21 protein-coding genes and 3 pseudogenes are annotated in these 26,552 nt (G+C 56.3%); 12 read left to right on the top strand and 12 right to left on the bottom strand.

Going from position 1 to position 26,552, the window contains the following annotated elements; all coding sequences use genetic code 11:
• The first annotated feature begins 51 nt into the window (after positions 1-51).
• Positions 52-957: an AraC family transcriptional regulator gene (locus tag ASF69_RS15600; RefSeq protein WP_082469753.1), complete on the top strand. Its 906-nt coding sequence runs from the start codon at positions 52-54 to the stop codon at positions 955-957.
• Here ASF69_RS15600 and ASF69_RS15595 read toward each other — a convergent pair.
• Positions 937-1,560, bottom strand: coding sequence for a TetR family transcriptional regulator (locus ASF69_RS15595; protein WP_062589040.1), 624 nt, complete (start codon positions 1,558-1,560; stop codon positions 937-939). The two genes, ASF69_RS15600 and ASF69_RS15595, sit on opposite strands and share 21 nt — an antisense overlap.
• A gap of 76 nt (positions 1,561-1,636) precedes the next feature.
• Here ASF69_RS15595 and ASF69_RS15590 point away from each other — a divergent pair, with 76 nt between their 5' ends.
• The 3 genes from ASF69_RS15590 to ASF69_RS15580 all read left to right on the top strand — a co-directional run bounded on the left by ASF69_RS15590 (position 1,637) and on the right by ASF69_RS15580 (position 4,484).
• Entirely contained in the window at positions 1,637-2,566 is a 930-nt protein-coding gene (locus ASF69_RS15590; RefSeq protein ID WP_062589038.1) for an SDR family oxidoreductase, read from the top strand.
• A gap of 216 nt (positions 2,567-2,782) precedes the next feature.
• Entirely contained in the window at positions 2,783-3,232 is a 450-nt protein-coding gene (locus ASF69_RS15585; protein WP_062589036.1) for a MarR family transcriptional regulator, read from the top strand.
• A gap of 55 nt (positions 3,233-3,287) precedes the next feature.
• Positions 3,288-4,484 (top strand): FAD-dependent monooxygenase, encoded by a 1,197-nt coding sequence (locus ASF69_RS15580; protein ID WP_062589034.1) that lies wholly within the window; start codon positions 3,288-3,290, stop codon positions 4,482-4,484.
• Positions 4,485-5,037: 553 nt separating this feature from the next.
• Here the strand turns inward: ASF69_RS15580 and ASF69_RS15575 are convergent.
• On the bottom strand, positions 5,038-5,871 hold the full coding sequence (locus ASF69_RS15575) for an AraC family transcriptional regulator (RefSeq protein WP_062589108.1): 834 nt from the start codon (positions 5,869-5,871) through the stop codon (positions 5,038-5,040).
• Positions 5,872-6,150: 279 nt separating this feature from the next.
• On the opposite strand from ASF69_RS15575, the gene ASF69_RS15570 reads away from it, so the two are divergent.
• On the top strand, positions 6,151-7,056 hold the full coding sequence (locus tag ASF69_RS15570) for an AraC family transcriptional regulator (protein WP_244475496.1): 906 nt from the start codon (positions 6,151-6,153) through the stop codon (positions 7,054-7,056).
• Between the two features lie 48 nt (positions 7,057-7,104).
• Here the strand turns inward: ASF69_RS15570 and ASF69_RS15565 are convergent, their stop codons facing one another.
• The 6 genes and pseudogenes from ASF69_RS15565 to ASF69_RS15540 all read right to left on the bottom strand — a co-directional run bounded on the left by ASF69_RS15565 (position 7,105) and on the right by ASF69_RS15540 (position 13,447).
• On the bottom strand, positions 7,105-7,941 hold the full coding sequence (locus ASF69_RS15565) for an alpha/beta hydrolase (protein WP_062589030.1): 837 nt from the start codon (positions 7,939-7,941) through the stop codon (positions 7,105-7,107).
• Between the two features lie 276 nt (positions 7,942-8,217).
• Positions 8,218-9,819, bottom strand: coding sequence for an MFS transporter (locus tag ASF69_RS15560; RefSeq protein WP_062589028.1), 1,602 nt, complete (start codon positions 9,817-9,819; stop codon positions 8,218-8,220).
• Entirely contained in the window at positions 9,819-10,259 is a 441-nt protein-coding gene (locus ASF69_RS15555) for a DoxX family protein (protein WP_062589106.1), read from the bottom strand. Before ASF69_RS15555 ends, ASF69_RS15560 begins: the two co-directional genes overlap by 1 nt.
• Before the next feature lie 165 nt (positions 10,260-10,424).
• The gene (locus ASF69_RS15550) at positions 10,425-12,407 is read right to left on the bottom strand and encodes an amidohydrolase (protein ID WP_062589027.1); all 1,983 of its coding nucleotides are present in this window, start codon (positions 12,405-12,407) and stop codon (positions 10,425-10,427) included.
• Positions 12,407-12,694 carry a XapX domain-containing protein gene (locus ASF69_RS15545; protein ID WP_062589025.1) on the bottom strand — a complete coding sequence of 96 codons (288 nt, stop codon included), beginning with the start codon at positions 12,692-12,694 and terminating at the stop codon, positions 12,407-12,409. The genes ASF69_RS15550 and ASF69_RS15545 overlap by 1 nt, the downstream gene beginning before the upstream one ends.
• Positions 12,695-12,755: 61 nt before the next feature.
• Positions 12,756-13,447, bottom strand: a pseudogene (locus ASF69_RS15540) (hydrolase).
• Positions 13,448-13,661: 214 nt separating this feature from the next.
• Here ASF69_RS15540 and ASF69_RS15535 point away from each other — a divergent pair.
• Entirely contained in the window at positions 13,662-14,564 is a 903-nt protein-coding gene (locus tag ASF69_RS15535) for a LysR family transcriptional regulator (protein ID WP_062589023.1), read from the top strand.
• A 334-nt stretch (positions 14,565-14,898) separates the two neighbouring features.
• Here ASF69_RS15535 and ASF69_RS15525 read toward each other — a convergent pair whose 3' ends face one another.
• On the bottom strand, positions 14,899-15,792 hold the full coding sequence (locus tag ASF69_RS15525) for a LysR family transcriptional regulator (RefSeq protein ID WP_062589017.1): 894 nt from the start codon (positions 15,790-15,792) through the stop codon (positions 14,899-14,901).
• Between the two features lie 119 nt (positions 15,793-15,911).
• On the opposite strand from ASF69_RS15525, the gene ASF69_RS15520 reads away from it, so the two are divergent.
• Positions 15,912-16,523, top strand: coding sequence for a glutathione S-transferase (locus tag ASF69_RS15520; protein WP_062589016.1), 612 nt, complete (start codon positions 15,912-15,914; stop codon positions 16,521-16,523).
• A 43-nt stretch (positions 16,524-16,566) separates the two neighbouring features.
• Positions 16,567-18,621 carry a pyridoxamine 5'-phosphate oxidase family protein gene (locus tag ASF69_RS15515; RefSeq protein ID WP_062589010.1) on the top strand — a complete coding sequence of 685 codons (2,055 nt, stop codon included), beginning with the start codon at positions 16,567-16,569 and terminating at the stop codon, positions 18,619-18,621.
• Between the two features lie 55 nt (positions 18,622-18,676).
• On the opposite strand, the gene ASF69_RS15510 is transcribed toward ASF69_RS15515, so the two are convergent.
• Positions 18,677-19,552: an alpha/beta hydrolase gene (locus ASF69_RS15510; RefSeq protein WP_062589008.1), complete on the bottom strand. Its 876-nt coding sequence runs from the start codon at positions 19,550-19,552 to the stop codon at positions 18,677-18,679.
• 97 nt (positions 19,553-19,649) lie between these two features.
• Entirely contained in the window at positions 19,650-20,258 is a 609-nt protein-coding gene (locus tag ASF69_RS15505; protein WP_062589006.1) for a TetR-like C-terminal domain-containing protein, read from the bottom strand.
• A gap of 56 nt (positions 20,259-20,314) precedes the next feature.
• Here ASF69_RS15505 and ASF69_RS15500 point away from each other — a divergent pair, with 56 nt between their 5' ends.
• Entirely contained in the window at positions 20,315-20,767 is a 453-nt protein-coding gene (locus ASF69_RS15500) for a nuclear transport factor 2 family protein (RefSeq protein ID WP_244475495.1), read from the top strand.
• A gap of 17 nt (positions 20,768-20,784) precedes the next feature.
• On the top strand, positions 20,785-21,615 hold the full coding sequence (locus ASF69_RS15495) for an NAD(P)H-binding protein (protein ID WP_062589103.1): 831 nt from the start codon (positions 20,785-20,787) through the stop codon (positions 21,613-21,615).
• 42 nt (positions 21,616-21,657) lie between these two features.
• Here ASF69_RS15495 and ASF69_RS15490 read toward each other — a convergent pair.
• Positions 21,658-22,606 (bottom strand): IS630 family transposase gene (locus ASF69_RS15490; protein ID WP_156462083.1). Its coding sequence is split into 2 segments (ribosomal slippage): positions 21,658-22,269 and positions 22,271-22,606, totalling 948 coding nucleotides; the frame shifts between segments, so codons are not numbered across the junction.
• Between the two features lie 286 nt (positions 22,607-22,892).
• On the opposite strand from ASF69_RS15490, the pseudogene ASF69_RS15480 reads away from it, so the two are divergent.
• Positions 22,893-25,712 (top strand): annotated as a pseudogene (locus ASF69_RS15480) (DUF4158 domain-containing protein).
• A gap of 184 nt (positions 25,713-25,896) precedes the next feature.
• Positions 25,897-26,303: pseudogene (locus ASF69_RS23135) on the top strand (helix-turn-helix domain-containing protein); the annotation flags it as partial.
• Positions 26,304-26,552: the final 249 nt, after the last annotated feature.

The following is a 26,552-nucleotide window of genomic DNA, read 5'->3' as shown; positions in this document are numbered from 1 at the left end:
TTCGAGAGCATCTATGCGAAGAGGTCCATATTTTTGTTGCGATCGTCTACGATGGAGCGGGATCCGCTGTCTGACGTCCTCGAGGTACTGGGCGCTCAGGTGGTGAGGCGCACCCGCATGGAGGCAGGTGGACCGTGGGCATTCGCATTCCCGGCCGCAAACCGCCTCAAGTTTGTCGCGGTCCTCGAGGGCGAACAGTGGATCCTCACGGAGAACGAGCCACGCTGCCTTATGAAGAAAGGTGATGTCTGCCTATTGGGTCGAACGTCATACGTTGTTGCGAGCGATCCTGAACTGGAACCGCAAAATGGAACGTTTCTTTTTCCGGAAAGGGGTTCAGACTTTGCCAGAGTGGGATCCAGAGACGGGGTCGTTGCGATTGGCGGTTCAATAGTTTTCCCTGACGAGAATGGCGATTTCCTTCTCGACATGCTCCCTGGGTTCTTGCTCGTAGGGCGGGAGGCCAGCGGGGCGGGGGCTATCGCAGCTGTTCTCGACATGATTAGCAAAGAAATCCTGCGAGGTGCCATGGGCACCGGTATCTTCGCCGCCCGCCTCGCAGACGTCCTTGTGGTGGAAGCGTTGCGGACGCTGTCGCATGACGGTGATCGAGGTCTGACGGGGTGGCTCGGGGCCATCTCCGATCCACGTCTCGGACGCGCGTTACGCGCCGTCCACCGCGAAGTCGCATCACCGTGGACAGTTGCTGCGCTAGCAGAGGTAGCCGGAATGTCACGAGCAGCGTTTTCTGCGCAGTTCAGCCAACAGGTCGGGAGACCGCCACTCGCCTATCTTCGCTACTGGCGGCTCACTCTCGCGAGAGCCCTATTGCGCAAAGACTCGAACTCCGTCGACGAGATTGCCAGACGCGTCGGCTATACATCGCAGAGCGCCTTCTCGAACGCTTATCGGCAAGCCTTCAAAACGACGCCGCGATCACGCATGCGTGTCGCCTGATTGGACCTCCCGGACAACGCTGCCGAATGCTTCCTGAAGAAGCTCGGCCATTGGCCGCGCGCCTTTCTCCAGGTTGAAGATGTCTCCAGCAATGCGCATCGCTCCAACGGAGAGCATGGCGACGACACGTAATGCCGTTGATCGCTCGGGCTCGGGCCACCGCTCTTTGAGTGCTTCGTAGATCTCACCTTCCTGCTGGACGTATGATGCCTGTTTGCGTGCTTGAATGCTTGGACTTGTTCGCATCAACCGATCCATCTCGATCATGTCATTCGTCGGGATTGCATTACAGACGCTTACCACCGCGTCCCGTACCGCGCCGATCGGCGTCGCGGTTGCGGGAGCCTTTCGCACGGCATCGGCCAGCATTTCGCCAATTCCACTTTGCAGCGACAGCAAAATCTCGTCCTTCGACGTGAAATAGTAGAAGAAGGTTCTGCGTGAAATTCCCGCGGCCGCAGCGATTTCATCGAGCGTCGTGTGGTCGAATCCTTTCTGGAGGAAAAGCGCGATCCCTTGTTCGGTAATGCGTTTTTTTGTCTCGCGCTTCTTTCGTTCCCGCAGGCCGCCGCCTGCTTCAACGTCATGCTCAAATTTCTCCACTACAGCCTCTTGTATAATTACACTCAGTGCGATATTTATTTTACACCAAGTGCAAAAATGATGAAAGAGGCGTGAGATGACAAAGTGGAACGAGACCGACATATCCGATCAGCGCGGACGGTCCGCCGTGGTGACAGGAACGGGGGGACTAGGGCTCGAAACCGCGCTGTTGCTCGCCCGCGCAGGATGCAACGTGACCATAGCCGGTCGCAATCCTCAAAAAGGTGCCGACGCCGTATCGCGCGTTCAACGCGCCGTTCCCCATGCCGCTATGCGGTTTGAGAAACTTGATCTTGCGGATCTTTCTTCGGTCTTCTCGTTCGCACGGCGGATGAACAGCGATGGGGAGAGTCTAGATGTTCTGGTGAACAATGCCGGCATCATGGTGCCGCCGGAGCGGCAGGAAACGCAGGACGGCTTCGAGTTGCAGTTCGGTACAAACTACCTCGGCCATTTCGCATTGACCGCTCAACTGATGCCACTGCTGTCAAAGGGCACGGACGCCCGTGTCGTCACCGTGTCCAGCGTCGCAGCTCGCGCTGGGAAGATAAATTTCGACGATATCAACTCTAAGACGCACTATCGTCCAATGGAGGCCTACAGCCAGTCGAAGCTTGCATGCTTGATGTTTGCGCTCGAGCTTCAAGATCGAAGCCGAGCTGCAGGGTGGGGTGTCTCAAGCATAGCGGCGCACCCGGGAATCTCCCGAACCGATCTGCTGCACAACGCGCCCGGTCGAAATAGCGTGCACGGTTTGGCGCGAACCTTCCTTTGGTTTCTGTTTCAGCCCGTCGCACAAGGTGCCTTGCCGCAGCTATTCGCCGCCACATCGAAGGATGCGAAGTCTGGCGGTTATTATGGCCCCGATCGCCTTGGCGAGACACGCGGACATCCGCAACCGGCACGCATCCCGCCACAGGCTCTCGATCGTGTCGCCTGTAAGCGACTTTGGGAGGTCTCCGAACGTATGACCGAACTTCCGATAGGTCCGACTTGGGATCTCTAGTAAGCTGGTCGAACAGACTGCCAGAACGGCGCTTGAACGCCGGGATCAGGTCCGTCGGGGAAGCCGGCCAGTTTACCACATTGTCGGCGATCTTGACCTTTCGTGCCTGAAAATGTTCGGATGAGGCTTCGAATGAAGGAAATGCGGTGGCCTCGGTACCCCTCTATTCCGTGATTTTTGTCTAGCTGTATATGTGGGGGTGGCGTAAGAAGGATCATGCCGCACCAAGACGAAGAAATCCATCCAGAAGCAGCCGTAGCACCGGGATACTTAGCAAACCATGCTGCCAAAGTTTTCAACAGGCTGGTGGACAACGCTCTTCGCCCGCATGGTTTGTCAATGGCTCTGATCGGCCCCGTTCTCTTACTATCTTGGAAAGGGCCGATGCTCCAGCGCGACATCGTGCGCTCATCTGCGATCAAGCAGCCCGCAATGGTTGCTCTCCTCGATAAGCTTGATGCGATGGAGTTGATTTTCCGGACGCCTTCAGAAAGCGACCGTCGCGCCGCTATGGTTCACCTGACGGTGAAGGGCAGCGAAGCCGCTGCGATCGGGCGCAGCGCTTTGATTGAGACCAACCGGCAAGGTCTGGAAGGTTTCTCGGAGGATGAAGCGAATTTGATGATCACCTTGTTTCAGCGGCTCATCGCAAATTTCGAGAAATAAAAACGGAGCAAATATATCAGAAGTGATGTTCTTTTGCGAATAGGAGATCATTTTTATGTCCGTACGCGTTCTTATCACAGGTGCCAGCATCGCAGGCAATACGACCGCCTGGTGGCTTGCCCATCACGGCTTCGATGTCACTGTTGTCGAAAAGGCTCCGGAGTTTCGAGATGGAGGGCAGAATGTCGACATTCGCGGCGTGGGCCGTGAAGTCCTTCGGAGGATGAATCTCGAGCAGACAGCGCTCGAACACGGAACCGGGGAGGTCGGTACGGCCTGGGTCGATGAGGACGGTGAAACCGTCGCCGAGTTTATCACTGATGATCTGAGTCAGGATGGACCAACCGCTGAAATGGAAATCCTTCGGGGCGACCTAGCGCGACTGGTTTACGAAGCTGCTCGCGAAAAAGCGACGTTTCGTTTTGGTGACTCAGTCGAGGGCGTAGATGAGATAGACAACGCGGTCCGAGTCACTTTTTCAACCGGACCAATGGAAGATTACGATGTTGTAATCGTCGCCGAGGGTGTTGGATCATCCACTCGTGAGTTGATTTTTCCAAACGAGAACGATCCGCGCTGGATGGATTTGACGATTGCATATTTCACTATTTCTAAAGATGCCGATGATGATCAGCGTTGGCGTTGGTATAATGCAACGGATGGACGAAGTATCTCTTTACGCCCCGATATGGTTGGTACTACCCGCGCCATGCTTTCCGTGCAGCAGCCACCTGGCGGCGAACATGAATGGAGCTTGGAAGAACAGAAGAGATATCTGAGGGAACGCTTCCACGATGCCGGATGGCAGGCTGATCGCGTGCTCGAAGGATTGCAACGGACAGAAGACTTCTATTTCGATGTGCTTCGTCAGGTCAGAATGCCGAGGTGGTCGAAGGGCCGCGTCGTTCTGACGGGAGACGCTGCGTGGTGTGCGACACCAATTGCAGGTATCGGTGCAACGCTAGCTGTCACCGGCGCTTATGTTCTGGCAAGTGAACTTCACAGGCATTCTGACATTCAAAGCGCTCTTGAAGCGTATGAAAATGCCATGCGGCCAATGGTCGAAAAAGGGCAGGGCGTGCCAAAAATTGCGCCTCGACTGATGAATCCGCACAGCAAGCTCGGCATCACCTTGCTTCATGGCGCTCTCAATCTGGTGAGCAAGCCCGGTATCAACAAGATTGCTTCAAAGCTTCTTGCGGGCGAACAGGAAGCTCCCGATCTTTCAATTTACGATAATGAGCACTGTTGAGGACCGGATTTACTGGCTGCGACTCAAAACAGAAGGCGTAGCGATTCGTATGTAGGATTGGAACAAGCGTCGTTTCCAAACTGCTAGGAAACGTTACGCCGGTTCGCTCCCCATTAAGAGCGTTTTGATCATCTTATTGAGCGCTAAGTTTAGCCTGCCGGAGCAAATGATGTCTTCAACAGTGGGATCCCGTATTGCGTTTCGATATTGGTCGCCAGGTCGATTCCTATCAAGAGCGACAGGTTTGTCATCTTTTCGTTTTTCAACACAGGATTGCTTTTAGGGACTGTTGGTCCAAGTTGACCGCCCACCATAACGGTATAATCTCGATGTCCGGGCAAGCAAGAGAGGGTATGATGTAGAAATGTCGGACGTTGTGACCGCCCATGTCCCAGCTATAGGGCTGATGTGTTCAACGGTATCTGGGTCGTCGAGGTTCAGCCAGTTGGTTCTCGCGGTCAGTGAGACCTCGCGGTGAGATGAAATATTAAGGCCGGAACTGGTTGGACGCCGAGAGTTCATCAAATAGCGGAACTCCGTCAGGGCAACAAAATCAAAAGCTGCGTCGCCAAGTCCCGGGAGTTGTTCCAACGAGAGCAGAAAACACGCGTGTGAAATGGCTCTGATCTGCGAACCCACAAGCCACAGCGATTTCGGCGAGAGGCGCGCTGGACGTTCTGATCAACTGTCGAGCGCGATCAATGCGTTGGTCAAGGAGCCATTGATAGGGCGTCATCCCGGTGGATTCACGGAAAGCACGGATGAAATAACCCCGTGACAGGTTGCAGGCTTCCGCCACATCAGCAATTGAGACATCACCTTCAAGATGCTCAAGCAAAATGGATTTCGCCATTTGTTCGTGTGCGCGTGAGAGCAGCGGTGTTCGTGTAACAGACGGTACTGGTCGCCCACCGTAACGCTGAACCAGATAGGTGCCGATAGCCGTCGTCATCTGATCGACGAACAAAACACTTGCCTCTTCCGGACGCTGAAGCGCAGGGAGCAGGGCGCGGGCGAGGTTGGCAAGGACGATGTCTCTGGACGCGGTCTCCGTCGTCAACAGGCTTACGCCGCTCACATCCGCATCTTCGGCTATCTTCGCGAGCGAGGATGGCGAAATCTGAAACAGCATGAAATCGAAAGGCGTGCTGAGATCGGCTTTGTAATTGTCGGAGAGGTCGCGGATGTAGATCGCGTTCTCGGAAAAATCATGGCTGGTCGCATGATTTCCGTGAAAGATCCTCCGCTCGTGACCGGCGAGTAACGACACCCCGACGACGAACCCCTGATCACTGGCCGATGTCTTCACCTGATCAAGCGCAGTGGACTTTGTCGCCTTTCGAAAAATTTCTATGTTCGAGGATGACAGGCTTTGGTTGATCGACAGTTGCGTCAATGTACAGCCGAACCTGTCGGAGGTTTTGCCGTTGATGGGGAGGCCTCTATCGTCTGAACTGGCACTCATGAAACCCACCTTCCTTTTTATTACAGCAACGGTGTTCGTTGACGGGTCAAATGGGTTCCCGCATTGCAATCCGTTCACGGACTGTAACCACTCTACAAGAATGCTTTTATACAAGATAGCGTGACAAATTATGTGTAGGAAACTGCCTTAGATGATCCGCAATCAGGCCTGCAACGTAGTTTATGCAAGAACGATACGAATGTGAGTGAATGGTTGGCAGTCAGTGAAAAAATTGCAGCGAGCTTTGGTGCAAAAGCAGCAAGAGCATTGGTCATCAGGCCATTACGGGATGCCCACCTCACCGTCGTTCATCTTCAGCAATGTTATGAGCATGGCAACAGCCGCGTCATTCTAGAGCCTGATAACGCATTCCTCGTCATGCTCTATCTGGAGGACGCCGAGCATTCCGATATTGGGTTGGACGAGCGGTTGGAGCCGATCAAGATCTATCCCAAGGCCTCCATCTGTCTGGTGAGCCTGAAACAGGGTGCGGCGATTTCCATCAATGGTCAGCTGGATGTCCTCGCATTCCACGTGCCCATTGCGCATCTTGCCGAACTCACCGAGGAGGCAGGTGAGCCACGGATCGATGATTTCCTGATCTGTCGCGGTTTGCATGACCAGGTGATCCGCAATATGGGCGCAGCCCTTATGCCCATGTTCGACATGCCGGATGAGGTGAGGGATACGCTCGTTCCCCACATCGGTCTCGCCTTCATTGCGCATCTTGCCCACAAATATGGCCGGTCTCCCGCCCAACATCTTTCGGCGTCCGGGCAGTTCACCTCCATGCAAGAAAAGCGGATCAAGACCTATATCAACACCAATCTTTCCCGCGATATCGGTCTTAAGGATATTTCCGTGGCCAGCGGGTTTTCGGTGGAAGAGCTGTCCTCCGGCTTTGAAGAGACCACAGGACAGTCCATTAGCGAGTGGCTGTTGGCAAGCCGGATTGCCAGGGCAAAGGCCTACCTCACCAAGACCGGCGAGAGTATCGATCAGGTTGCAGAGGCCTGTGGCTTTAGCGACCAAGCGACCTTCATTGAAAATTTCACGCATTCCGTAGGTGTCACACCGGACGAATGGCGCTCGCGCAATCGTCACTAGGCTGCTAATGCCGACGACACCTGGCCGTCGGCATCGTGTTGGGTTGGATCAAGCCTTGATGAAGGCGAGCAGATCGGCGTTCAGCACGTCGGCATTCACGGTCAGCATGCCGTGCGAGAAGCCGGGGTAAGTCTTGATGGTGCCGTTCTTCAGCAGTTTGATGGCTTTGTGAGCCGCATCCGCGATAGGTACGATCTGGTCGTCTTCGCCGTGGAGAACCAGCGTTGGCACGGTGATGGCTTTCAGGTCTTCCGTCTGATCGGTTTCCGAGAACGCCTTGATGCCATCATAATGCGCCTTCGCGCTGCCCATCATGCCCTGACGCCACCAATTCTGTATCACGCCTTCGTGGACAGTCGCGCCTTCCCGGTTGAAGCCGTAGAATGGGCCGGCAGGAACATCGCGGAAGAACTGAGCGCGGTTGGCAGCAGTGGCTGACCGAAAGCCGTCGAAGACTTCCATGGGCAGGCCTTCTGGGTTGGCTTCTGTTTTCAGCATCAGTGGTGGAACGGCGGACACGAGGACGGCCTTTGCAACGCGACCGGCAGGCTGGCCGTGCTTTGCTACATAGCGTGCAACTTCGCCGCCGCCTGTCGAGTGGCCGATGTGAACAGCGTTCTTCAGGTCCAGTGCTTCAACGACGGCAAAAGCGTCGGACGCATAGTGATCCATGTCGTGACCCTCGGAAACTTGGGCAGAGCGACCATGACCGCGACGGTCGTGGGCAACCACGCGGTAGCCGTTTGCGAGGAAGAACAGCATCTGCGCGTCCCAGTCATCAGAAGACAAGGGCCAGCCGTGATGGAACACGATTGGCTGTGCGTCCTTCGGACCCCAGTCCTTGTAGAAGATGTCGGTGCCGTCTGTGGTTTTAACGAAGCTCATTGTCGTGTCTCCTGTGGTTGGATTTGGGTGAGTGCCAGCCGGTGCAGCATGGACCGGGCGCGTCGGAAGTAGCGCTCCCGCAGTCATGGTAGCGCCGACAAGAAGTGCATCACGGCGACTCAGAGAAAAATTGTGGTTTGCCATGATGGCTCCCTGTTGGTTCGAAGTGTTTTCGTGTGCAGTGCCATTGTCTATTTGGAGAGAATGCGCCGAAAACGAACGGCTAACAATTGCAACAAAAATCTCGAATATGTTTCGATAATTGCAATAATGCCGTCATGTTGCTTTGCCCGGCTTGTTGATTGTCAGAAGGTGCCGAACCACGGGCTGAGCCGGACCGGTATGGAATGCGATGACCTTGCTCTGAACATCCGCGTCCGCCTTGGACACGCGCTTGTGCTGGCGCAAATGCTCGGCCCAGGATTCCACCATGAACCATTCGGTGATTTTCTCGGGGTCGGCGGAGTCCTCGGTAACACCCCAACCATAGGCACCATCGCGTCGTCGTTCCGATGACATCTCATCAAGCGCATGCAGGAACTTGGTGCGGTTGTGTCTCTCGACGTGGTAGTCGATCAAGATCAGAACGGGACCGCGATCATGCGCGACAGGCTCGGCCACCAGTGGTTCCGGCCAATGATTGGACGATACGAGATCCGCTTCACCCATGGGAAGCCTGACGCGGTGCATGATAAAGCCTGCCACCAGCAATCCGGCAGCCCCGATCAGCAGTGTTGCTGGAACGCCAACCGCTTCACCCACGGCACCCCATCCAAGGCTGCCCGCCGTCATCGCACCATTGAAGACCGTCAGATAAACCGCAAGTCCACGACCTCTAACCCAGTTGGGCAGGACGGCCTGCGCTGCACCGTTCAAAGTCGTCAGCGCCGTTATCCAAGATGCGCCGAGAAACAGGAGGATGACGATGGCCAGCCATTGCGGCGGGGCTAGTGAGAGAATGCCCATGACGAGGGCTGTCACGATGGCAGAGCCGAGAAGCAGGCCATTTGGGTCAAAACGCTCGCGCAGTTTTGGCATCACCAGCGCGCCGCCAATGGCACCCGCACCGACGGAGCCCAACAGAAGGCCGTAAAAGCTGGCATCACCGCCGAGAAGCTGGCGGGCGACGAGGGGCAGCAGTGCCCAGACTGCACTGGCAAAGGCGAAGAAAATAGCGGCTCGCAACAGCACGACATGGAGCGGTTTGCTTGCGCGGGTATATCTCAAGCCTGCACGGAACGCGCCCAAGAAACCTTCGGACAAAGCGTCATCCGCATTTTTAGCACGTGGCCACCAGAGGAGCGCCGCGATGACGAGGATATAGCTGGCGACGTCGGCACCATAGGTGACGGCTGCACCGAAGGCCGCCAGCAGAAGGCCCCCAGCCGCAGGGCCTATCGACCGGGCAATGTTAATGCCGAGCGAGTTGAGCGCAACCGCGCCTTTCACATCTTCGCGCGGCACCAGTTCAGGGACGATGGCCTGCCATGTCGGCCCCATCAGTGCCGCTCCGATGCCGCCCAGAAACGTCAGGCCGATCAATGCGCTGACCGATAGCATGCCGAAATAGGACAGCGTCATCAGCGATATGCTGACGCTGGCAAGCAGAAGCTGGATGGCGATCAGGAATTTGCGGCGGTCGAGAATGTCCGAGAGCACGCCCGCCGGGATCGCCAGAAGGAAGATTGGCAATGTACCTGCGGCTTGCACAAGGGCAACGGCTGCCGGTGCGGCGGAAAGATCGGTCATCAGCCAGGAACTGGCGACATCGCGCATAAAGCTGCCGGTGTTGCCCAGAACCGTTGCGGCCCAAAGGACCGCAAAGACAGGCTGGCGAAGCGGGGCAAAGCTTCCGCCCGTGGATGTGCGGGCGGTCATCACTTCGCTCCCTTGGTGAGGTCGTACGCAGAAACGAAGACGAACGCACCGGCAAGGCCGAGATGTTCGAAGAAAGCGTTGGTTGCCATCATGCGGTCCATGCCGGGAGCCATTTCCCAGAACCGGAGCGCGATGAGCGTTGCGATAACAGTGAAGCCCGCCAGGGCCATCGCACCCGCCCAGCGAAGAAACCCTGAGACCACCATGGCAGAGGCCGTCAACTCAAATATAATGACGATGACCGCAAAGACGGCCGCTGGATGCAGACCGAAATGGTCCATCTCAGCCATGGCACCATTGAAATCGACAATCTTTGTCAAAGGTCCCTGGATATAAGCCGCGCAGAGCGCAAGCAGCGAGACTTTCCGGACCGCTGGAGTTGCGACGATGCCCGCCAGACCTGTTTTCAGTTTAGTGGTGGTCGATGAATGGTAGGTCATGGCTGCTCCTGCAGGTTTGCCCATGTTGATGAGCTGTTGCGATGGAGTGATTTTGGGCCGAAACATTGCCGCTAACAATTGCATCAATAGTTTCGATTTAATTGCAATTTTTACAACAGTGAAATGCGGACGAGCCACGAGGCCCGTCCGTCAGATGAGGTGCAATCACACTGCCCAGCACGAGCAGCCCAGCGCCCCGAAGAAGCCTTTAAGATCAGCAATCGGCAGTTTCGACGTCCATGCGCCTGCATGGTCGTGACCGTGAACACCACAATCGCTGGCGCAGCCGCAGTTGGAAATCGCGGTGCGCCGCAATGAACGCGCACCTGCACCCTCCGGCTCGCCCCAGGCGGCATAACCGCCGAAGGTACGAACGGGAGACCAATCCGGCATGGCGGGCGGTACGTCGTTTTCATCCAGCGCCTTGAAGTCACCCGAACCATAGACGATCTTGCCGCCGACCATGGTGAGCTCCGAGGTCAGGAACGAAATTTCGCCTTCGGAGCAGGAGAAAAAGTCCTTGTCTGGCACAATGAGGTCAGCGAACTGGCCCTTTTCGATGCGGCCCTTCTTGCCCTCCTCGTTGGAGAACCACGTGACCTTTTCCGTCCACATGCGAAGTGCAGTTTCACGGTCAAGGCAGTTGGCACGTGGATAAAGCTGCATGCCGCCGACCGTCTTGCCGGTGACCATCCACGATAGCGATACCCACGGATTATAGGAGGCGACGCGGGTGGCATCGGTGCCGGCTGAAACATGGACGCCCTTGTCCAGCATTTTGGCGATCGGCGGGGTGGCTTCGGCTACGCCATGGCCGTAGCGCTCGACGAAATATTCACCTTGATAGGCCATGCGATGCTGGGTGGCGATGCCACCGCCAAGTGCCGCGATACGGTCAATAGAGCGATCCGAAATCGTCTCGGCATGGTCGAAGAACCAGTTGAGACCTTCGAGCGGAATATCCTTGTTGACCTTTTCGAACACGTCCAGCGCACGGGTGATCGTCTCGTCGTAGGTGGCGTGCAGTCGCCATGGCCAGCGGTTCTCGGCCAGAACCCGCACCACCTCTTCCAATTCACCTTCCATTTCCGGCGCCATTTCGGGCCTCGGCTGGCGGAAGTCCTCGAAATCGGCTGCGGAGAAGACGAGCATCTCGCCTGCGCCATTGTGGCGGAAGTAATCATTGCCCTGCTTGTATTTGACCGACTGCGTCCATTTGAGAAAGTCTTCTTTCTCTTCCTTCGGCTTTTGGGTGAACAGGTTGTAGGCGAGACGAACGGTCATCTGGTTTTCGTCAGAGAGTTTCTGGATGACTTCGTAATCGTCCGGGTAGTTCTGAAAACCGCCACCGGCATCAATCACGCCGGTAATGCCCAACCGGTTCAGTTCGCGCATGAAATGACGGGTCGAATTGACCTGATAATCCAGCGGCAGTTTCGGCCCCTTGGCAAGGGTGGAATAGAGAATGGCTGCATTCGGCTTGGCCAGCAGCAACCCGGTCGGATTGCCATTGAGATCGCGCGTGATCTCACCACCGTGCGGTTCAGGTGTATCCTTGGTGTAGCCAACGGCACGAAGGGCCGCGCCATTCAGAAGCGCCCTGTCATAGAGGTGCAGCAGGAAAACGGGTGTATCGGGCGCCACAGCGTTGATTTCTTCGATGGTCGGCAGGCGGTTTTCTGCAAACTGGTGCTCGGTGAAACCGCCAACGACACGCACCCATTGCGGTGCGGGGGTTATCGCCACCTGCCGTTTGAGCATATCCATGGCATCGGCAAGCGAGCGGACGCCGTCCCAACGCAGTTCCATGTTGAAGTTCAACCCACCGCGCACGACATGGGTGTGGTTGTCGATCAGGCCGGGTAGAACGCGCTTACCTTTGAGATTGATGATCTTCGTGTCCGGTCCGGCAAGCGCCATGACATCGGCATCGCTGCCCACGTCAGTGAAAATGCCGTCCTTGATGGCGATTGCCCCTGCCTCAGGGTTGGCGCGGTCAAGCGTTGTGACGCGTCCATTGTGCAGGATGATATCGGGATGCATCGTGTCTGCTCCGGTCTTGTTTGGATCTGCGGCTTTGGCCGTGGAGAAGAGATTGGACAGAGCAAGGCTTGAAGCCCCGCCAAGGAACGTACGGCGCGTCGCCATCAGCTTTGCCCATCCGTAGCGTCATCTCGGGATACGACAGCAACCGGGGCTTGCCCGCCCTTCGGCATATGGCCAAACATATGCGGCTTGATGTGTGTGAGCCAAGAGACGGCAGCGGGCTCCTTTGCCCATATGGTCTTTGCCAGTGGCACGATCTGTTCGCCGACGAGAATGCCAAGCAAGCCGACCAAAGCAATGACAGGGGGTGCCGGTGACCGCACATTGAGAAGCCCGTAAATAATCCCGACGAGAAGTCCGACGGCGAGCGAAAGGAGGTAGATTTTCATCGAAGCGTTCCTTTTCCAAAATGATTGCCCCGCCCGGCAATTCAGGCGGGGCTGCTTCAAATCAGATGGCGGCCGGGTTGGGGCCGATGCGCTTGCCATGGCTGACGCGCTCGGAACCGCCGTGGACGTGGGTCACGGCATAATCGATGCCCATTCCGTAAGCGCCGGAATGCTCTTTGACCAAGGTGGTCACGGCGTCGTAGGTTTCTTTGCGCGCCCAATCGCGCTGCCATTCCAGAAGAACCTGCTGCCAGGTGACGGGAACCACACCAGCCTGAACCATACGGTCCATGGCATATTTGTGCGCATCCACGGAAGTGCCGCCGGAGGCGTCGGCAACCATGTAGATTTCATAATCGGTGTCATGCATGCAAGACAGCGCGAAGGTCGTGTTGCAAACTTCGGTCCATAGGCCGGAAACAACGATCTTCTTACGGCCTTCGGCTGCGTGTTTGCCAAGCGCGTCGCGAACGTTCTGGTCGTCCCAGGAATTCATGGATGTACGCTCGAGGATGTCATTGTTGGGAACGACGGCTAGCAATTCTGGGAAGGTGTTGCCTGAGAAGCTGTCTGTCTCGACGGTAGTGATGGTGGTCGGAATGTTGAAAATCTGCGCAGCCTTGGCAAGACCGACGACATTATTCTTCAACACCTGACGATCGATGGACTGAACGCCGAAGGCCATCTGCGCTGCTGGTCGATGAAGATGATCTGGCTGTTCTGGGGTGTGAGAACCTGAAGCTTGTTGGACATGTCGTATTTCCTTTGATGGGTTGTGTAAGGGAATGGAGGAGGGGAGGCGCTAAGTCTTGAAGGTTATGCCGACCGATTGTCTAAAAGTGACATTGTGCTTTTGGCCTTCTTTTTTTGAGTTCGTTGTATGGTGTGATTTGAAATCTAAGCCAGTTGATTCCGCGCCGGAATTGCAATAATAATTGTCAATGAATTGCGCTGGGTGAAACAATCAATGAACGACTACAAGGCGCTGCGAACCTTTTTGATGGCTGCGGAAAAGCGCAACTTCGCTCAGGTCGCGCGGGAACTGGATATGACGCCAGCGGCTGTGACGCGCGCGATTGCGGCACTTGAGGACGATCTCGGCGTGCAACTCTTCGTGCGCACGACCCGGCAGGTATCTCTGACGACCGACGGGGCAGTCTACGCGGCACAGATACAGCCCGCCTTTGAGGCGTTGGAGAACGCACGAAAAGACGTGATGAACACTCACAAGGCCGACTATGGCCGCCTGCGGATCAGCGCGCCCACGTGGTTCGGCCAGCAGGTCCTGCCGTCTGTCCTCGCAGGTTTCCAGAAGCGCTATCCAAAGATCAGCTTCGAAGTGTCTCTCGGCGATGGTTTGATCAACATTATCGATGACGATTTCGATCTGGCGATCCGTATTTCCGCAGCACCATCGGACAAATTCACGATTTGGCGTAAAATTAGCGTGGTGAAGCGCATTCTGGTCGCTGCTCCGGGCAGTCGATTTGCGGATATGCAGCATCCCAGCGAACTGACGCCGGACGACTGCCTTGCCTATAGCGGCGAAAGCAGGCGGGAAAACTGGGTGCTCTTCGATGGCGGCGGAAGCACCAGCATCTCAGCGGGCAGGGCGTTCAGCGCTAATAGTGGCGAGGTGCTGGCGAGAATGGCCGCCGACGGCATCGGTGTGGCTTTGCTTCCGACGTTTCATGTTGCGGAACATCTACACTCGGGGAAACTCGTCAATGTTTTGCCCGGATGGGCACCGCCAGACCTATGGCTGACGCTCTACTATCCGCCTTATCAATCGCTCCCGCCCCGAATTGCGTCCTTCTCGAAGTTCTTCGAAGGAGAGGTTCCCGGCCTCATGGCTCACGATCGCGGTTGAGAAATGCGCAAGCATAAAGATCGCTTTATCAAAAACTCAAATTAGCTGTGATGATGGGGATTGTTGTGGATCAGAACACGCCCCAGCGGGTGCATAAGAAGAAATTCGACCCGCAGTTGAGGCTGCCCGTACTCTGCGTCGGCTTTCCCATCCCCGTTCCTAACATGGTACGGTCGCTTGCGGTCCTGTACCGGAAATACGAAGAACAAGTATTTGGCTGGACTGGAAACTATACAGATATAGTCACTGAAACGAGGGGGCGGGCGTTCGATACCCATCAAGGCGTTGGACTCCGATTTTCTGTTTGAATTTCATCAAATAGCCCAGTCGCGCCCTATTTCAACAAAGTCCTCAGTCGTGGCGTGGCAAAATCGAGAAACGTTCTGAGTTTCAGCGGCATCAGGCCCTGCGATAGATGGACCAGGTGAACCGGCGATGCCTCTCGTTCAAAGTCCTCCAGCAACGGCACCAGCAAGCCGGCGTCCACTGCGCTCTTTGCTTGGTAGGCCATGACACGCGCTATGCCGAGGCCGGCCGCAGCTGCATCGACCGCAGCTTCCGCCGTGTTGACGGACAGGCGCTTACGGATCGGTACCGCGACATCTTTCGCGCCGTCCTGGAACGTCCAGAACCGTGTCGACAGCACGCCTTCGAATGCGATGCAATCGTGGTTCTTGAGTTCGTCAGGATGTGACAGGAGGGAGTGTCGCTTCAGATAGTCGGGATTAGCATAGGTCGTTGTGCGGATGGAACCCAGACGTATCGCGATCAGGCTGCTGTCCGAAAGCTCGCTGATGCGCAAAGCAACATCGATATGTTCGTCAGCAAGACTGATCGTTCGGTCACTCATCGTCAGATGAATATTGATGTCTGGAAATGCTTTCAGAAAGTCCGTGATGATTGGAAGAAGATGCAGGCGACCGAAGACTATCGGCGCCGTCATCGTGAGGTCTCCCTTTGGCGCGGCGTATTCTCCGGTGGCGCGGCGTTCGGCTTCTTCTACTCGCTCGAGAATTTCGCGCGCCGCAGCGACATAGCTCTCCCCGGCCTCTGTGATTAAAATCCGGCGGCTTGTGCGGGTGATCAGGCGAACGCCGAGATGAGCCTCCAGCTCGGTGATCTTGCGGCTGACCGTTGGCAGCGGCGAGTGCAGGGCGCGCGATGCGGCGGACAGGCTGCCATGTTCCACCACGGACAACAGGACCGACATAGCCTCGAGACGATCCATACTTTCCTTCTATAAAACGAGAGGATGGTTACAGAATTAACGCTCTACTACAGAAATATGGATGCCGATAGGTTCCTTGCGTACCGGATTATGGTGTCCGGTCCTCAAGGGAGCCAGTCATGAAACTCTATCACTTTCCGCTTTCGGGACATGCGCATCGCGCTCGCCTCTTCCTTTCTCTGCTTAACGTCAAAGCCGAGATCGTCGATCTCGATCTGGCGAACGGCGAGCACAAGACGCCCGAATTCCTCAAGCTCAACCCCTTTGGTCAGGTGCCAGTGCTGGAAGATGGTGATATCGTCGTCAACGATTCCAATGCGATCCTCGTCTATGTCGCCACGAAGCTTGGCCGGAAGGACTGGCTGCCCGACGATCTTGCTTCTGTTGCTAAGATACAGAAGTGGCTTTCCGTCGCCGCCGGAGAAATTGCCTACGGCCCGTGCGCGGCCCGACTGATTACCGTGTTTGGAGCAGATTTCCGGGCCGAGGAAGTCATTGCCCGAGCTCATCGGGTTCTTGGCCTCATCAATGCCGAACTCGAAAATCAACCCTTCATCATCGGTACTACGCCGACCATCGCGGATGTCGCGCTCTACAGCTACATCGCTGGCGCGCCGGAGGGCAATGTCGATCTCACGCCTCATCCAGAGGTCCGACACTGGCTCGCGAGGATTGAAGCTTTGCCCGGTTTCGTCGCCCTCCCGAAAACGGCAGTTGGCCTGGCTGCCTGACACGGTCTCTCGTTCGGGACACCGTCCCTCATAGGAGGTGCCAATGCCTGCTGAAACACTCTCACCATCGTCACCCTGGCATGCGGGCGAACTTGAAATGCAGCGGCACGCCGGTGTGATCGAGCAGATGGACCCAGTGGGGCGCAGGGTCTTTCGAACCTTCCTGCTTGATCAGCACCGGGAGTTTTATCCGCTGTTACCGTTCATCGTCATCGGCTCTGTCGATGGCGATGGTACACCGTGGGCGACGATCCGCAGTGGACGGCCTGGCTTTCTGCATTCGCCTGATCCCCATACACTTGATGTCGACGCCACCGGCGATGCCGATGATCCTGCGGAGGCTGGTATGAACGACGGCGATCCGATTGGTCTGGTCGGCGTCGATCTCATCACGCGACGGCGAAACAGAATGAATGGTACGGTCATCCGGGATAGCAACGACCGCTTTTCCGTCGCCGTCGAACAGAGCTTCGGCAACTGTCCACGCTACATCCAGAATCGGCAGTTCAGCTTTGTGCGCGATCCTGCAATGCCTCCGCGTTTCGAAAAGGTTGTTTCAGATCGGCTTAATGCATATGAGCGGCGCATCATCGAATCTGCCGATACTTTCTTCGTCGCGTCCTATGTGGACCGCGACAGTGAAGGACGGCAGGTCGATGTTTCCCACCGGGGCGGCCGGCCCGGTTTCGTTCGCATCGATGCCGATGGCAGCCTGACTGTGCCTGATTTCAACGGAAACCTGTTCTTCAACACTCTTGGCAATTTTGTCGTCAATCCGCGTGCTGGGCTTCTGTTCGTTGATCATGAGACCGGTGACATGCTGCAGATTGCTGGCAGCGTCGAGGTGATACTGGATTCACCCGAGATTGCGGCCTTCGAAGGCGCCGAGCGTCTCTGGCGCGTTACACCAGAGAAGGTGGTGCTACGCAGAGATGCACTGCCGCTCAGATGGCGCTTCCTCGAAGACGGCATGTCACCAAGCAGCCTGATGACGGGAGACTGGCAGGAGGCGGCAAGCCGCTTGAAGATTGCGGCTCAGGCAAAGGCTTGGAGGCGCTTTCGTATTGGGCGAATTGTCGAGGAAAGCTCGACGATCCGCTCGCTACACCTTGCGCCCATCGATGAACAGCCGCTTATTCCGCACCTCGCAGGCCAGCATCTACCGATCCTCATCAGGGACGGCAAAGAAACGATCCGCCGGAGCTATACGATATCCAGTGGACCGGCGGACGGCTTCTACAGGCTGAGTGTTAAACGTGAGGGCAGGGCATCCACGCTTTTACATGCAATGCAGGAAGGCGACGAGATCGAGGCGCTGGCGCCGGTGGGAGATTTTACCATCGACGCGATGGAACGCAGCCGTCCGGCGGTTCTTCTTGCGGCAGGCATCGGCATCACACCATTGTTGTCGATGCTGCGCCATGTGGTTCAGACGGGTGACAGAACGCGCTATCGTCGGCCCGTCTGGTTGTTCCGGTCGACAAGCAAAGTTGCCGAAAGGGCGTTCGACCGCGAAATTGGCGGACTGGTTGTCCGCAGCGAAGGGACTGTTCGCGATATCAGAGTGCTGGGTGCGCCCGATGTCGATGATGCCGGACTTTTTGATTCAGCCGGTCGCATCGATATGACGCTGCTGAAGGCACATCTGCCCTTCGGCGACTATGACTTCTATATCTGCGGACCATCGTCCTTCATGCAAGCGATGTATGATGGGCTGCGCGGATTGAATATTGTAGACAATCGTATCCATGCGGAGGCATTCGGTCCCTCCGGCCTGAAGCGCGATCGCGCTGTCCAGTTGTTCACGGAGCCTTCGAAGCCCGCAGCTTCAGCTCCGACGCGCGTCGTCTTCACACAATCGAAAAAAGAAATGGAATGGAAGCCGGACGGAGGCTCTTTACTGGAACTTGCAGAGCAAAGTGGCATCAGCCCGGCCTATGGCTGCCGGGCGGGCAATTGCGGGGATTGCCGAACGAAGATCGTCAAGGGTCACGTCAGCTACATCTCCGAGCCCAGCTATGCAGTAGCGGATGGCGAGGCGCTGATCTGCTGTTCAGTGCCGGCTCAAGCGCGCGCGGATTTGCAGCTTGAGCTATGAGCGGCGATCAATTCGTTGCTCGCCTATGCCTGCGATCTATCGCGAGATGCGTGCGTCAACTGCCGAGAAAGATTGCAAGTTCCCGCGCGACCGTGTCCGGGTCCTCGCGCTGTGGAAAATGGCCGACATTCTGAAGAGCGATACGCTGGAATGGACCGGAGAATTTTTCGTGCAAAGTTTCGGACAGCTCAGGCGGGTTGACGCCGTCTTCTAGACCTTGGAAGTAGATCGTGGGCAGCGATAAGGATTTCGTTTCCCTGATCTGATCTTCCAACCACTTGCTCGCCGGATCGACATCTGCCTCTCCCCATCGCGCCTGATAGCTGTGAAGGGTAACCGCCACCCAATCTGGGTTATCGAAGGATTGCGACACCGCATCAAATGTCGCCTCATCGAACCAGCCATCGGGACCCCAGTTTTCCCAATGGATGCGAGCAAAACCGTGTGGATTTTCTGCAATTGCCTCCGCGCCGCGCTTCGTTGCCATGAACCAATGGTACCAATACCTCTGAGCTTGCCGAAATGATGGAGTTTTCAGTCCGCCCATTCGCGGCAAAGAGGAGAGAAGCGCCATTCGCTCCACACGATCAGGCCAGCCGATTGCCATCGCCTCAGTTACGCCAGCGCCCCAATCATGTCCAACGACGGAAAAGGTGTCGATTCCCAGACCGTCCATCAGAGCGATCGCGTCCATTGCCAGGATCTCGCTATTGGCAGTTCTCAACGCGTCCTTGGTGCGGAAAATACTCCCGCCGAACCCACGCAGGTAAGGGGCGATCAATCGGAGATCGTATTTGGCAAGTCGCGATGTCACGTTATCCCACGTAGAAGCATCATCGGGCCAGCCATGAAGAAGCAGAAGGGGCTTGCCATGTTTTGCACCTGCTTCAATGAAGCTGATCCGCAGATTTTCGGTATCGACATGGGGCATACAAGGTCTCCTCTTTTGCCGGGCAACACGAAGAAGTCAATTCCGGTTCCGATTGCTTTGCGTTTAACGCGCGCTTTGCGTGTAAAGTCTTTGGCTGCTACAGAATTTTGATGGCCGCAGCCAGAGCCTTGGCTTGCCGCTTGATCTGATCTCTCGTTAGCGAACGGCCCGTCACCACCATACGCCAGTAGAGTGCTGAAGGGATCATATCCAGAGCCATCTCAATATCCACATTTGCGTTGAGCTCGCCGCGCGCTATGGCGCGCTGCAGTATAGCGGAGCCTGCGGATCGACGGGCGCGCGCAAGACTCGTTAGCGCCGAGACGAGCTCACCCTGACGGGCGGCTTCGGCATACAGGTCCGGCAAGATTCTGCGCACAAGCCGATGCCGAAGTGCACGCCGCATCATGAACAGGTATCCCTCCAGCTCTTCGATCAGGCTCTCTCTTTCCGAGACATCGGTTAGGTCCATCCCCAGCTTCTCTATCGCTTCGGTAGCAATCGCGAGTTTCGATGGCCAGCGGCGATAAATGGCGGCTTTACCTGCGCTTGCGCGCGCCGCCACACGCTCAAGGCTTATTCCGCCATAGCCATGGGAGGCCCATTCCTCAAAAAACGCGCGAACCAATGCGTCGGTCAGGTCAGTGCGGATAACCGCTGCACCGCTCGGGCTGCGTTTTTCCTGGTCGATACTCTTGCGTTCCATCGTTTGTGCTCCATATATGGACGGAACGATAGCGTTCCACTCAATGGGAGTAAAGCATGATGACCGAGAATGTTGACCTGTTCCCAAGCCTGTCTTCTCTCTTGAGAGAGGCGTTGGGCGATCTGTTATCACCTGACGCAACATCTTTTCTCGACATGTGCGCTGACACAATCGTCTTCGAGTTTCCCTATGCGCCACAGGGGTTCACAGAGAGTCTTGTTGGTAAGGCAGCACTTGAAGAATATCTTCCAACGGTCGGAGATTTGCTGACGATCGAGTCCATGAGTCTTGGCCGGGTTCTCATTTCTTCCAATTCCGATGCAGCTACGGTCGAATTCAGCTGCAAGGGATATTCGGATGAGACAGGAACGCGTTACGATCAGGACTACGTCTCGGTGATCGATTTAAAGGACGGCCTGATCACGCGTTACCGCGATTACTGGAACCCAATAACCCTTCTCAACGCCACGTCTTCGGCTTCATCTTCGTCTACAGAGGAGGCTCGATAATGGAAAAAGCTGACACGATGAATGTTCTGGTGACCGGTGGTACCGGCACAACGGGACGGATGGTGGTTCAAGGCCTGAAAAAGCGAGGCGTTGCAACGAAAGTCGGCACGCGCAGTCCTTCGAACGGGGACGAGGTTCTATTTGACTGGCAGAAGCCGGAAAGTGCACGGGCGGCTTTTGCTGGTATGAACGCCGTTTATGCCGTTGCGCCAACGAACACCAGTGACCATGGCTCAGTGGTTCTACCAGTCCTCGAAATTGCGCGATCATGTGGCGTTCGGCGTTTTGTTCTCCTCAGCGCATCATCGCTGGAGGCGGGTGGACCGATGATGGGGCAGATCCATTCCTATCTAAAGGACAATGCTTCGGAATGGACAGTTTTGCGTCCAACCTGGTTCCTGCAAAACTTTTCCCAGAAGCATCATCTAATTACGATCTGCGAAGAGGACGCTATCTATTCCGCCACAGGGTCTGGCCGGGTGGGCTTCATCGACGCAAGCGATATTGCCAGAGCAGCGGTCAGCGCATTGGTCGCGGACCATTCATGGAACCGAGATTTCATTCTGACCGGTCCTGAAACATTGTCCTATTCGGACGTTGCATCCAAGCTCACGAACGTTCTGGGTCGAACCATCCAGCATGTGAATCTGGACGTCGGTCAACTCGTTGATCGATACTGCAATGGTGGTTTGGATAGGACCTATGCTGAGACCTTGGCCTTAATGGATGCGCGGATCGAAAACGGGAATGAGGATCGCGTCACTGACGGAGTACATACGCTAACTGGACAACATCCAAATTCGGCGGATGCGTTCATGCGTGAAAATCGCGATTGCTGGGGTTATTGAGTTGTAGGGCAATAAAGTCGACTGAACGTTATCTAGAGCCTTTCACCTTTTGACGGAAACGTAGCCGGGGTTTTCGAGATATTTGGCGCATTCGTCTGGTTGGATTGTTTGGACGAGCGCGCCGATATGTCGCCATGTCTCTTCCATGGTCGGTTTCTGCGCATGACGCATCCAGTGCTTTATTTTCGAGAAGGCCTGTTCTATGGGATTGAGGTCCGGCGAATAGGGCGGCAGGAACCAGAGCCGAGCACCGGCGGCTTTGATGGCACTTCGGATGGCGGCCGTCTTGTGGCTGCCGAGATTGTCCATGATGACGATGTCGCCGGGCTTGAGAACGGGCACCAACTGTTGTTCGACATAGGCACGAAAGCACTGACCGTTGATCGGCCCGTCAAAGACGCAAGGTGCTGTCAGCCGGTCGTTTCTCAAGGCCCCGAGGAATGTCATAGTGCGCCAGTGCCCGTGCGGGGAAAACGCCCGCAGACGCTTGCCTTTTAGTCCCCAGCCTCTGATGGGTGTCATGTTGGTCTTGATCCAGGTCTCATCGATAAAGACCAGCCGTTCGGGGTCAAGGTGATGCTGCAACGTCATCCACCTTTGTCTTCTGCGAGCCACATCGGCACGCGCCTGCTCAAGGGCGAACAGCGTTTTTTTTGAAGCGCAGCCCCTCGCTGCGAATGAACTTCCAAATCGTATTGTGGGAGACGGTTATGCCTCGCGAGGCAAGTTCAGCCTTCAGTCCGTGCAGTGTCAGGTGCGGATTTTGAGCAAGCCGCTCGACAATGAAGCCACGGTGCGGCTCCAGAATGCGCTTGCGGTAACCACCCATCTTGTCGGGATCAACCGATCCCGTCGCGCGATGGCGTTGCGACCACTTCACCACCGAAGACGCCGCCACGTCGAAGCGTGCAGCAACGGCCCGGACACTCTCGCCGTCCGACACGGCGGCTACAACACGCTCACGAAGATCGTTCGATAATGGTGCGGTCATGTGATGCTGGCCTCCATCCAGCCAGCATCAGTGAATCAGAACAAAACTGATTTGGGAATCCACCGCGATTCAGAAAAACACGGAAACGCTCTAGAGCTGGCTGGGGTCAGAACAAGAGCAGTCCGAAATCGTACGCTAAGGCCGAACGAAGCATGAACAATGCCATAGCTCGGATTTGGGGCGTTCGATCTCTGTGGATTGCCATCGACATGCGCAAGTTTTGATTTCTCTGTTCCGCCCGACTCAACAACGCTCAGCGCAGGTTGGTCATGGATGGAGTCAGGCAATGGCAAAGCGCAAGCTTCTCAAAGATCAAGATCGTCGAAAGCTTATCGACGTACCAGTCGACGAGGACAGCCTGATCCGACACTATTCGTTGTCATTGACGGATCGCCTCGAGATCGAACTGCGGAGACGTAATCACAACCGCCTCGGCTTTGCCATTCAGCTATGTCTGATGCGATACCCGGGTCGAGTGCTGGGGGCAGAAGAAACTCCGCCTCGCGCCATGCTGAGATTTGTTGCTGATCAGATCGGCGTCGCCCCGGAAGCATTTGCGCTCTACGCACGTCGTGAAGAAACCCGGCGCGATCACACAGCACGGCTAATGATGTATCTGGATACGAGAAGCGCGACGCTACAAGATCGCCGCGCCGCGTTGTTGGCGGCAATTCATGCGTCGACCACGTCCGACGACGGTGCTGCGATAGTCAGTTCAATTGTCGCCGCGTTTCGTGAACGCGGAGCTCTTCTCCCGGCGATCGACACGATCGAACGGATTGGCCTTGCCGGCCGAGCGATAGCTCGCCGACGGGCAGAGACAACTCTGATTAAAGACGTTCCGCACGATACGCTCCGATCGTTGGATAGGCTGTTAGAAGTTGACCCGTCTATCGGCCAGACGCGCTTTCACTGGCTACGCTCGGCGCCAGAAGCGCCTGGTGCATCGAATCTGGTCGGGTTGACCGAGCGGATAGCCTTTTTGCGGCGGCTGGAGATCGATCCGACGTTGCAAGCGCGCATAGCCGCGGAACGGTGGGACCAGATGATCCGGGAGGGTAACGCAACCCCAGCCTGGCTTGCCAACGACTTCAATGCCAGCCGTCGCCACGCTCTGATCGTGGCTCAAATCATCAAGCTTAGCCAGAAGCTCACGGACGATGCGGTGACGATGTTTATCAAGCTGATGGGTAAGTTGTTCTCGCAAGCCAACAACCGAAGGAAGCAGCGACAGATGGACTGCAGAGCGAACACCGCCAAAGCGCTGCGCATGTTCCTCGATACCATCTCCGCGCTGCAGTCCGCCAACGACCATGGTCGGAATGCATTGGCTGTTCTCGACCAAAGAGTCGGCTGGGACCGACTGCTTCGGATGAGGCCTGAACTGGAGTCGATGGTCGATGACAACGAAGCACCTGCGTTGACCGTAGCAGCCGAACAATATGCGGCCGTCCACAAATACACTGGTGCGTTCCTTCAGGCCTTCACGTTCCGCTCGGCGCGTCGCCACGATCCACTTTTAGCGGCAATTGGACTGCTTAAACGGCTTTATGCCGAAAAGCGGCGGCCACTCCCCGATCGCGTCCCGCTCACCCACCTCAGCCAAACTGATCGACGGCTCATCTTCGAACGGGAAAAACCCGATCGCCGTCTCTACGAGATTGCAACGCTCGCTTCTTTGCGAGACCGGCTTCGATCTGCGGAGATCTGGGTCGATGGCAGCCGATCTTTCCGGCCCATTGATGAGCATCTGATGCCGCGAACAACATTCATCACGATGAAGGAAGAAGATCGTCTCGGTTTGGGGGTCCAGAGCGACAGCGCGCAGTGGCTTGCCGAAGCGAGTCAGATGCTCGAGTTCAACCTGCAGCGTCTGGCGCACAGGGCACGATCCGGAAAGCTCGAAGGAGTTCGTCTTGAAGCCGGAACCTTGATAATCACACCAACTGCCAGCGAAATCCCTGTGGCCGCTGAGGCACTGAATGCCGAGATCAGCGATATGTATCCGTTGGTCGAGGTTCCCGACCTGTTAAGGGAAGTGCATGAATGGACCGGCTTTGCGGATCACTTCACGCATGTTCGGACCGGCGACGTCCCAAAAAACGTTTCTGCAATGCTCGCTGGTGTACTGGCCGATGCTACGAACCTTGGCCCTAAACGAATGGCGGGCGCCTCTAAGGGCATTAGCGCTCACCAGATTGGGTGGATGCGCACATTCCACGCCCGATCGGAGACATACCGCACGGCTCACATCCGCATTCGCGCCTTTGGGGCAATGGCACGACGTCATCGTCCGATGGGCAATTTTTCCGTGCGAGCGACCGGGCTGCAAAGCGCGGCGACATCAATTTGCATTACGGTAGCGAGCCCGGATCGAAATTCTATAGCCATCTGTCAGATCAATACGGCTACTTCAGCATTTTGCCCATCAGTCCCACCGAGAGCGAGGCGGCCTATGTGCTCGATGGGCTATTCGATCAGGACACTGTCCTCGATATCCATGAACACTTTACCGATACAGGCGGCGCGAGTGATCATATCTTCGGGCTCTTCGCCTTGATCGGAAAGCGGTTCTCACCGCGACTGCGCAATCTCAAAGACCGGAAGTTCCACACGCTAGAAAAGAGCGGTGCATATCCGGCACTGTCGAACCACATCGGGGCGCCGATCAATACCAGTCTGATTCTCGATCATTGGGACGATCTGCTCCATCTCGCTGCGTCGATCACGACGCGGTCCGTGGTGCCGTCTACGATACTCAAGAGGCTGTCTGCGTCGCCTAAGCAAAGCCATCTTTCGAGGGCGCTCCGCGAGCTCGGCCGTATCGAAAGGTCGCTCTTCATGATCGAATGGTACTCAAGTCCGGCACTACGGCGGAGATGCCAAGCCGGTCTCAACAAGGGCGAGGCCGCCCATAAGATGAAACGGGCTGTGTTCTTCCACGAGCGGGGCGAGATCCGCGACCGGTCGTTCGAGAGCCAAGCATTCCGCGCCTCAGGGCTCAATCTCGTCGTCAGTGCAATCGTGCACTGGAATACGGTCTATCTTGATCGCGCGGTCACACAGCTGAAACGAGCGGGACGAGACATTCCTGATACTCTGTTGAAGCACATCTCGCCGCTGAGTTGGGAACATATCAACCTTACAGGCATCTACACCTGGGATGCCGAACATCAGATGCCCAACGGATTTCGACCGCTCCGTCTGCCAGTCGGCCTACGGCGGGTCGCATAAGTTCTCATTCCGTTCGCACTTAGCGTACGATTTTGCACTGCTCTTGTTCCGACCCCTTGTCGGCCGCGCTTTTTCGGCAGGCAGGCATTACGACGCAAAATCATCTCTCCGCCATAAACACCGGCCTGAAAACCATCCCCGTTGATCGGCGCCGCCATCGCAACCGCGAAGTCCGGGTATTGGCAATCGCCGAAGCACTCGTCGCGACAGCCGAGATTGGCTTAAAAGAACATGACCGGCTGGCATGGCCCGCCAGATGATGGAGCGCAAACTTTTGGGGCGCCGCACCTCGTCCAAACTGCCCGAACTGATCGAACTGGTCATGGCAAAGCCGTTGGTGTCGGCTGGCATGATTGCCAAAACCCTCGACGTCACCCCTCAAGCGGCGCGACGCATTGTTCAGGAACTTGGCCTGCGCGAGATGACGGGCAGGGGAAGGTTTCGCGTGTGGGGGATTATATAGCCAGCTACGGTTCGACATCGTCGCACACAGAGCAAATCGAGGAGGACTACCCGAAACGCTTGCCACCCGCGAGACATCACCAACAACTGCTCCGGCCTATGCCTCGAGGAGCTTTTTGCGTTTGACCTCCATGTCAATATCGCTAAGGCGCAATTCGGCCCAACAGAGCGTTTTGGGTTAAGGTGACGACTTGCTGCATCTCCGCAATTACATCGATCGCGGCCAATATATTGGCGATGTCGCCTTGCA

Origin of the sequence: Rhizobium sp. Leaf311, from assembly GCF_001423445.1 — a bacterium.
GTDB lineage: Bacteria > Pseudomonadota > Alphaproteobacteria > Rhizobiales > Rhizobiaceae > Agrobacterium.
Note: the sequence above shows the minus strand (reverse complement) of the source record. Positions and strands in the feature narration are given on the sequence as shown.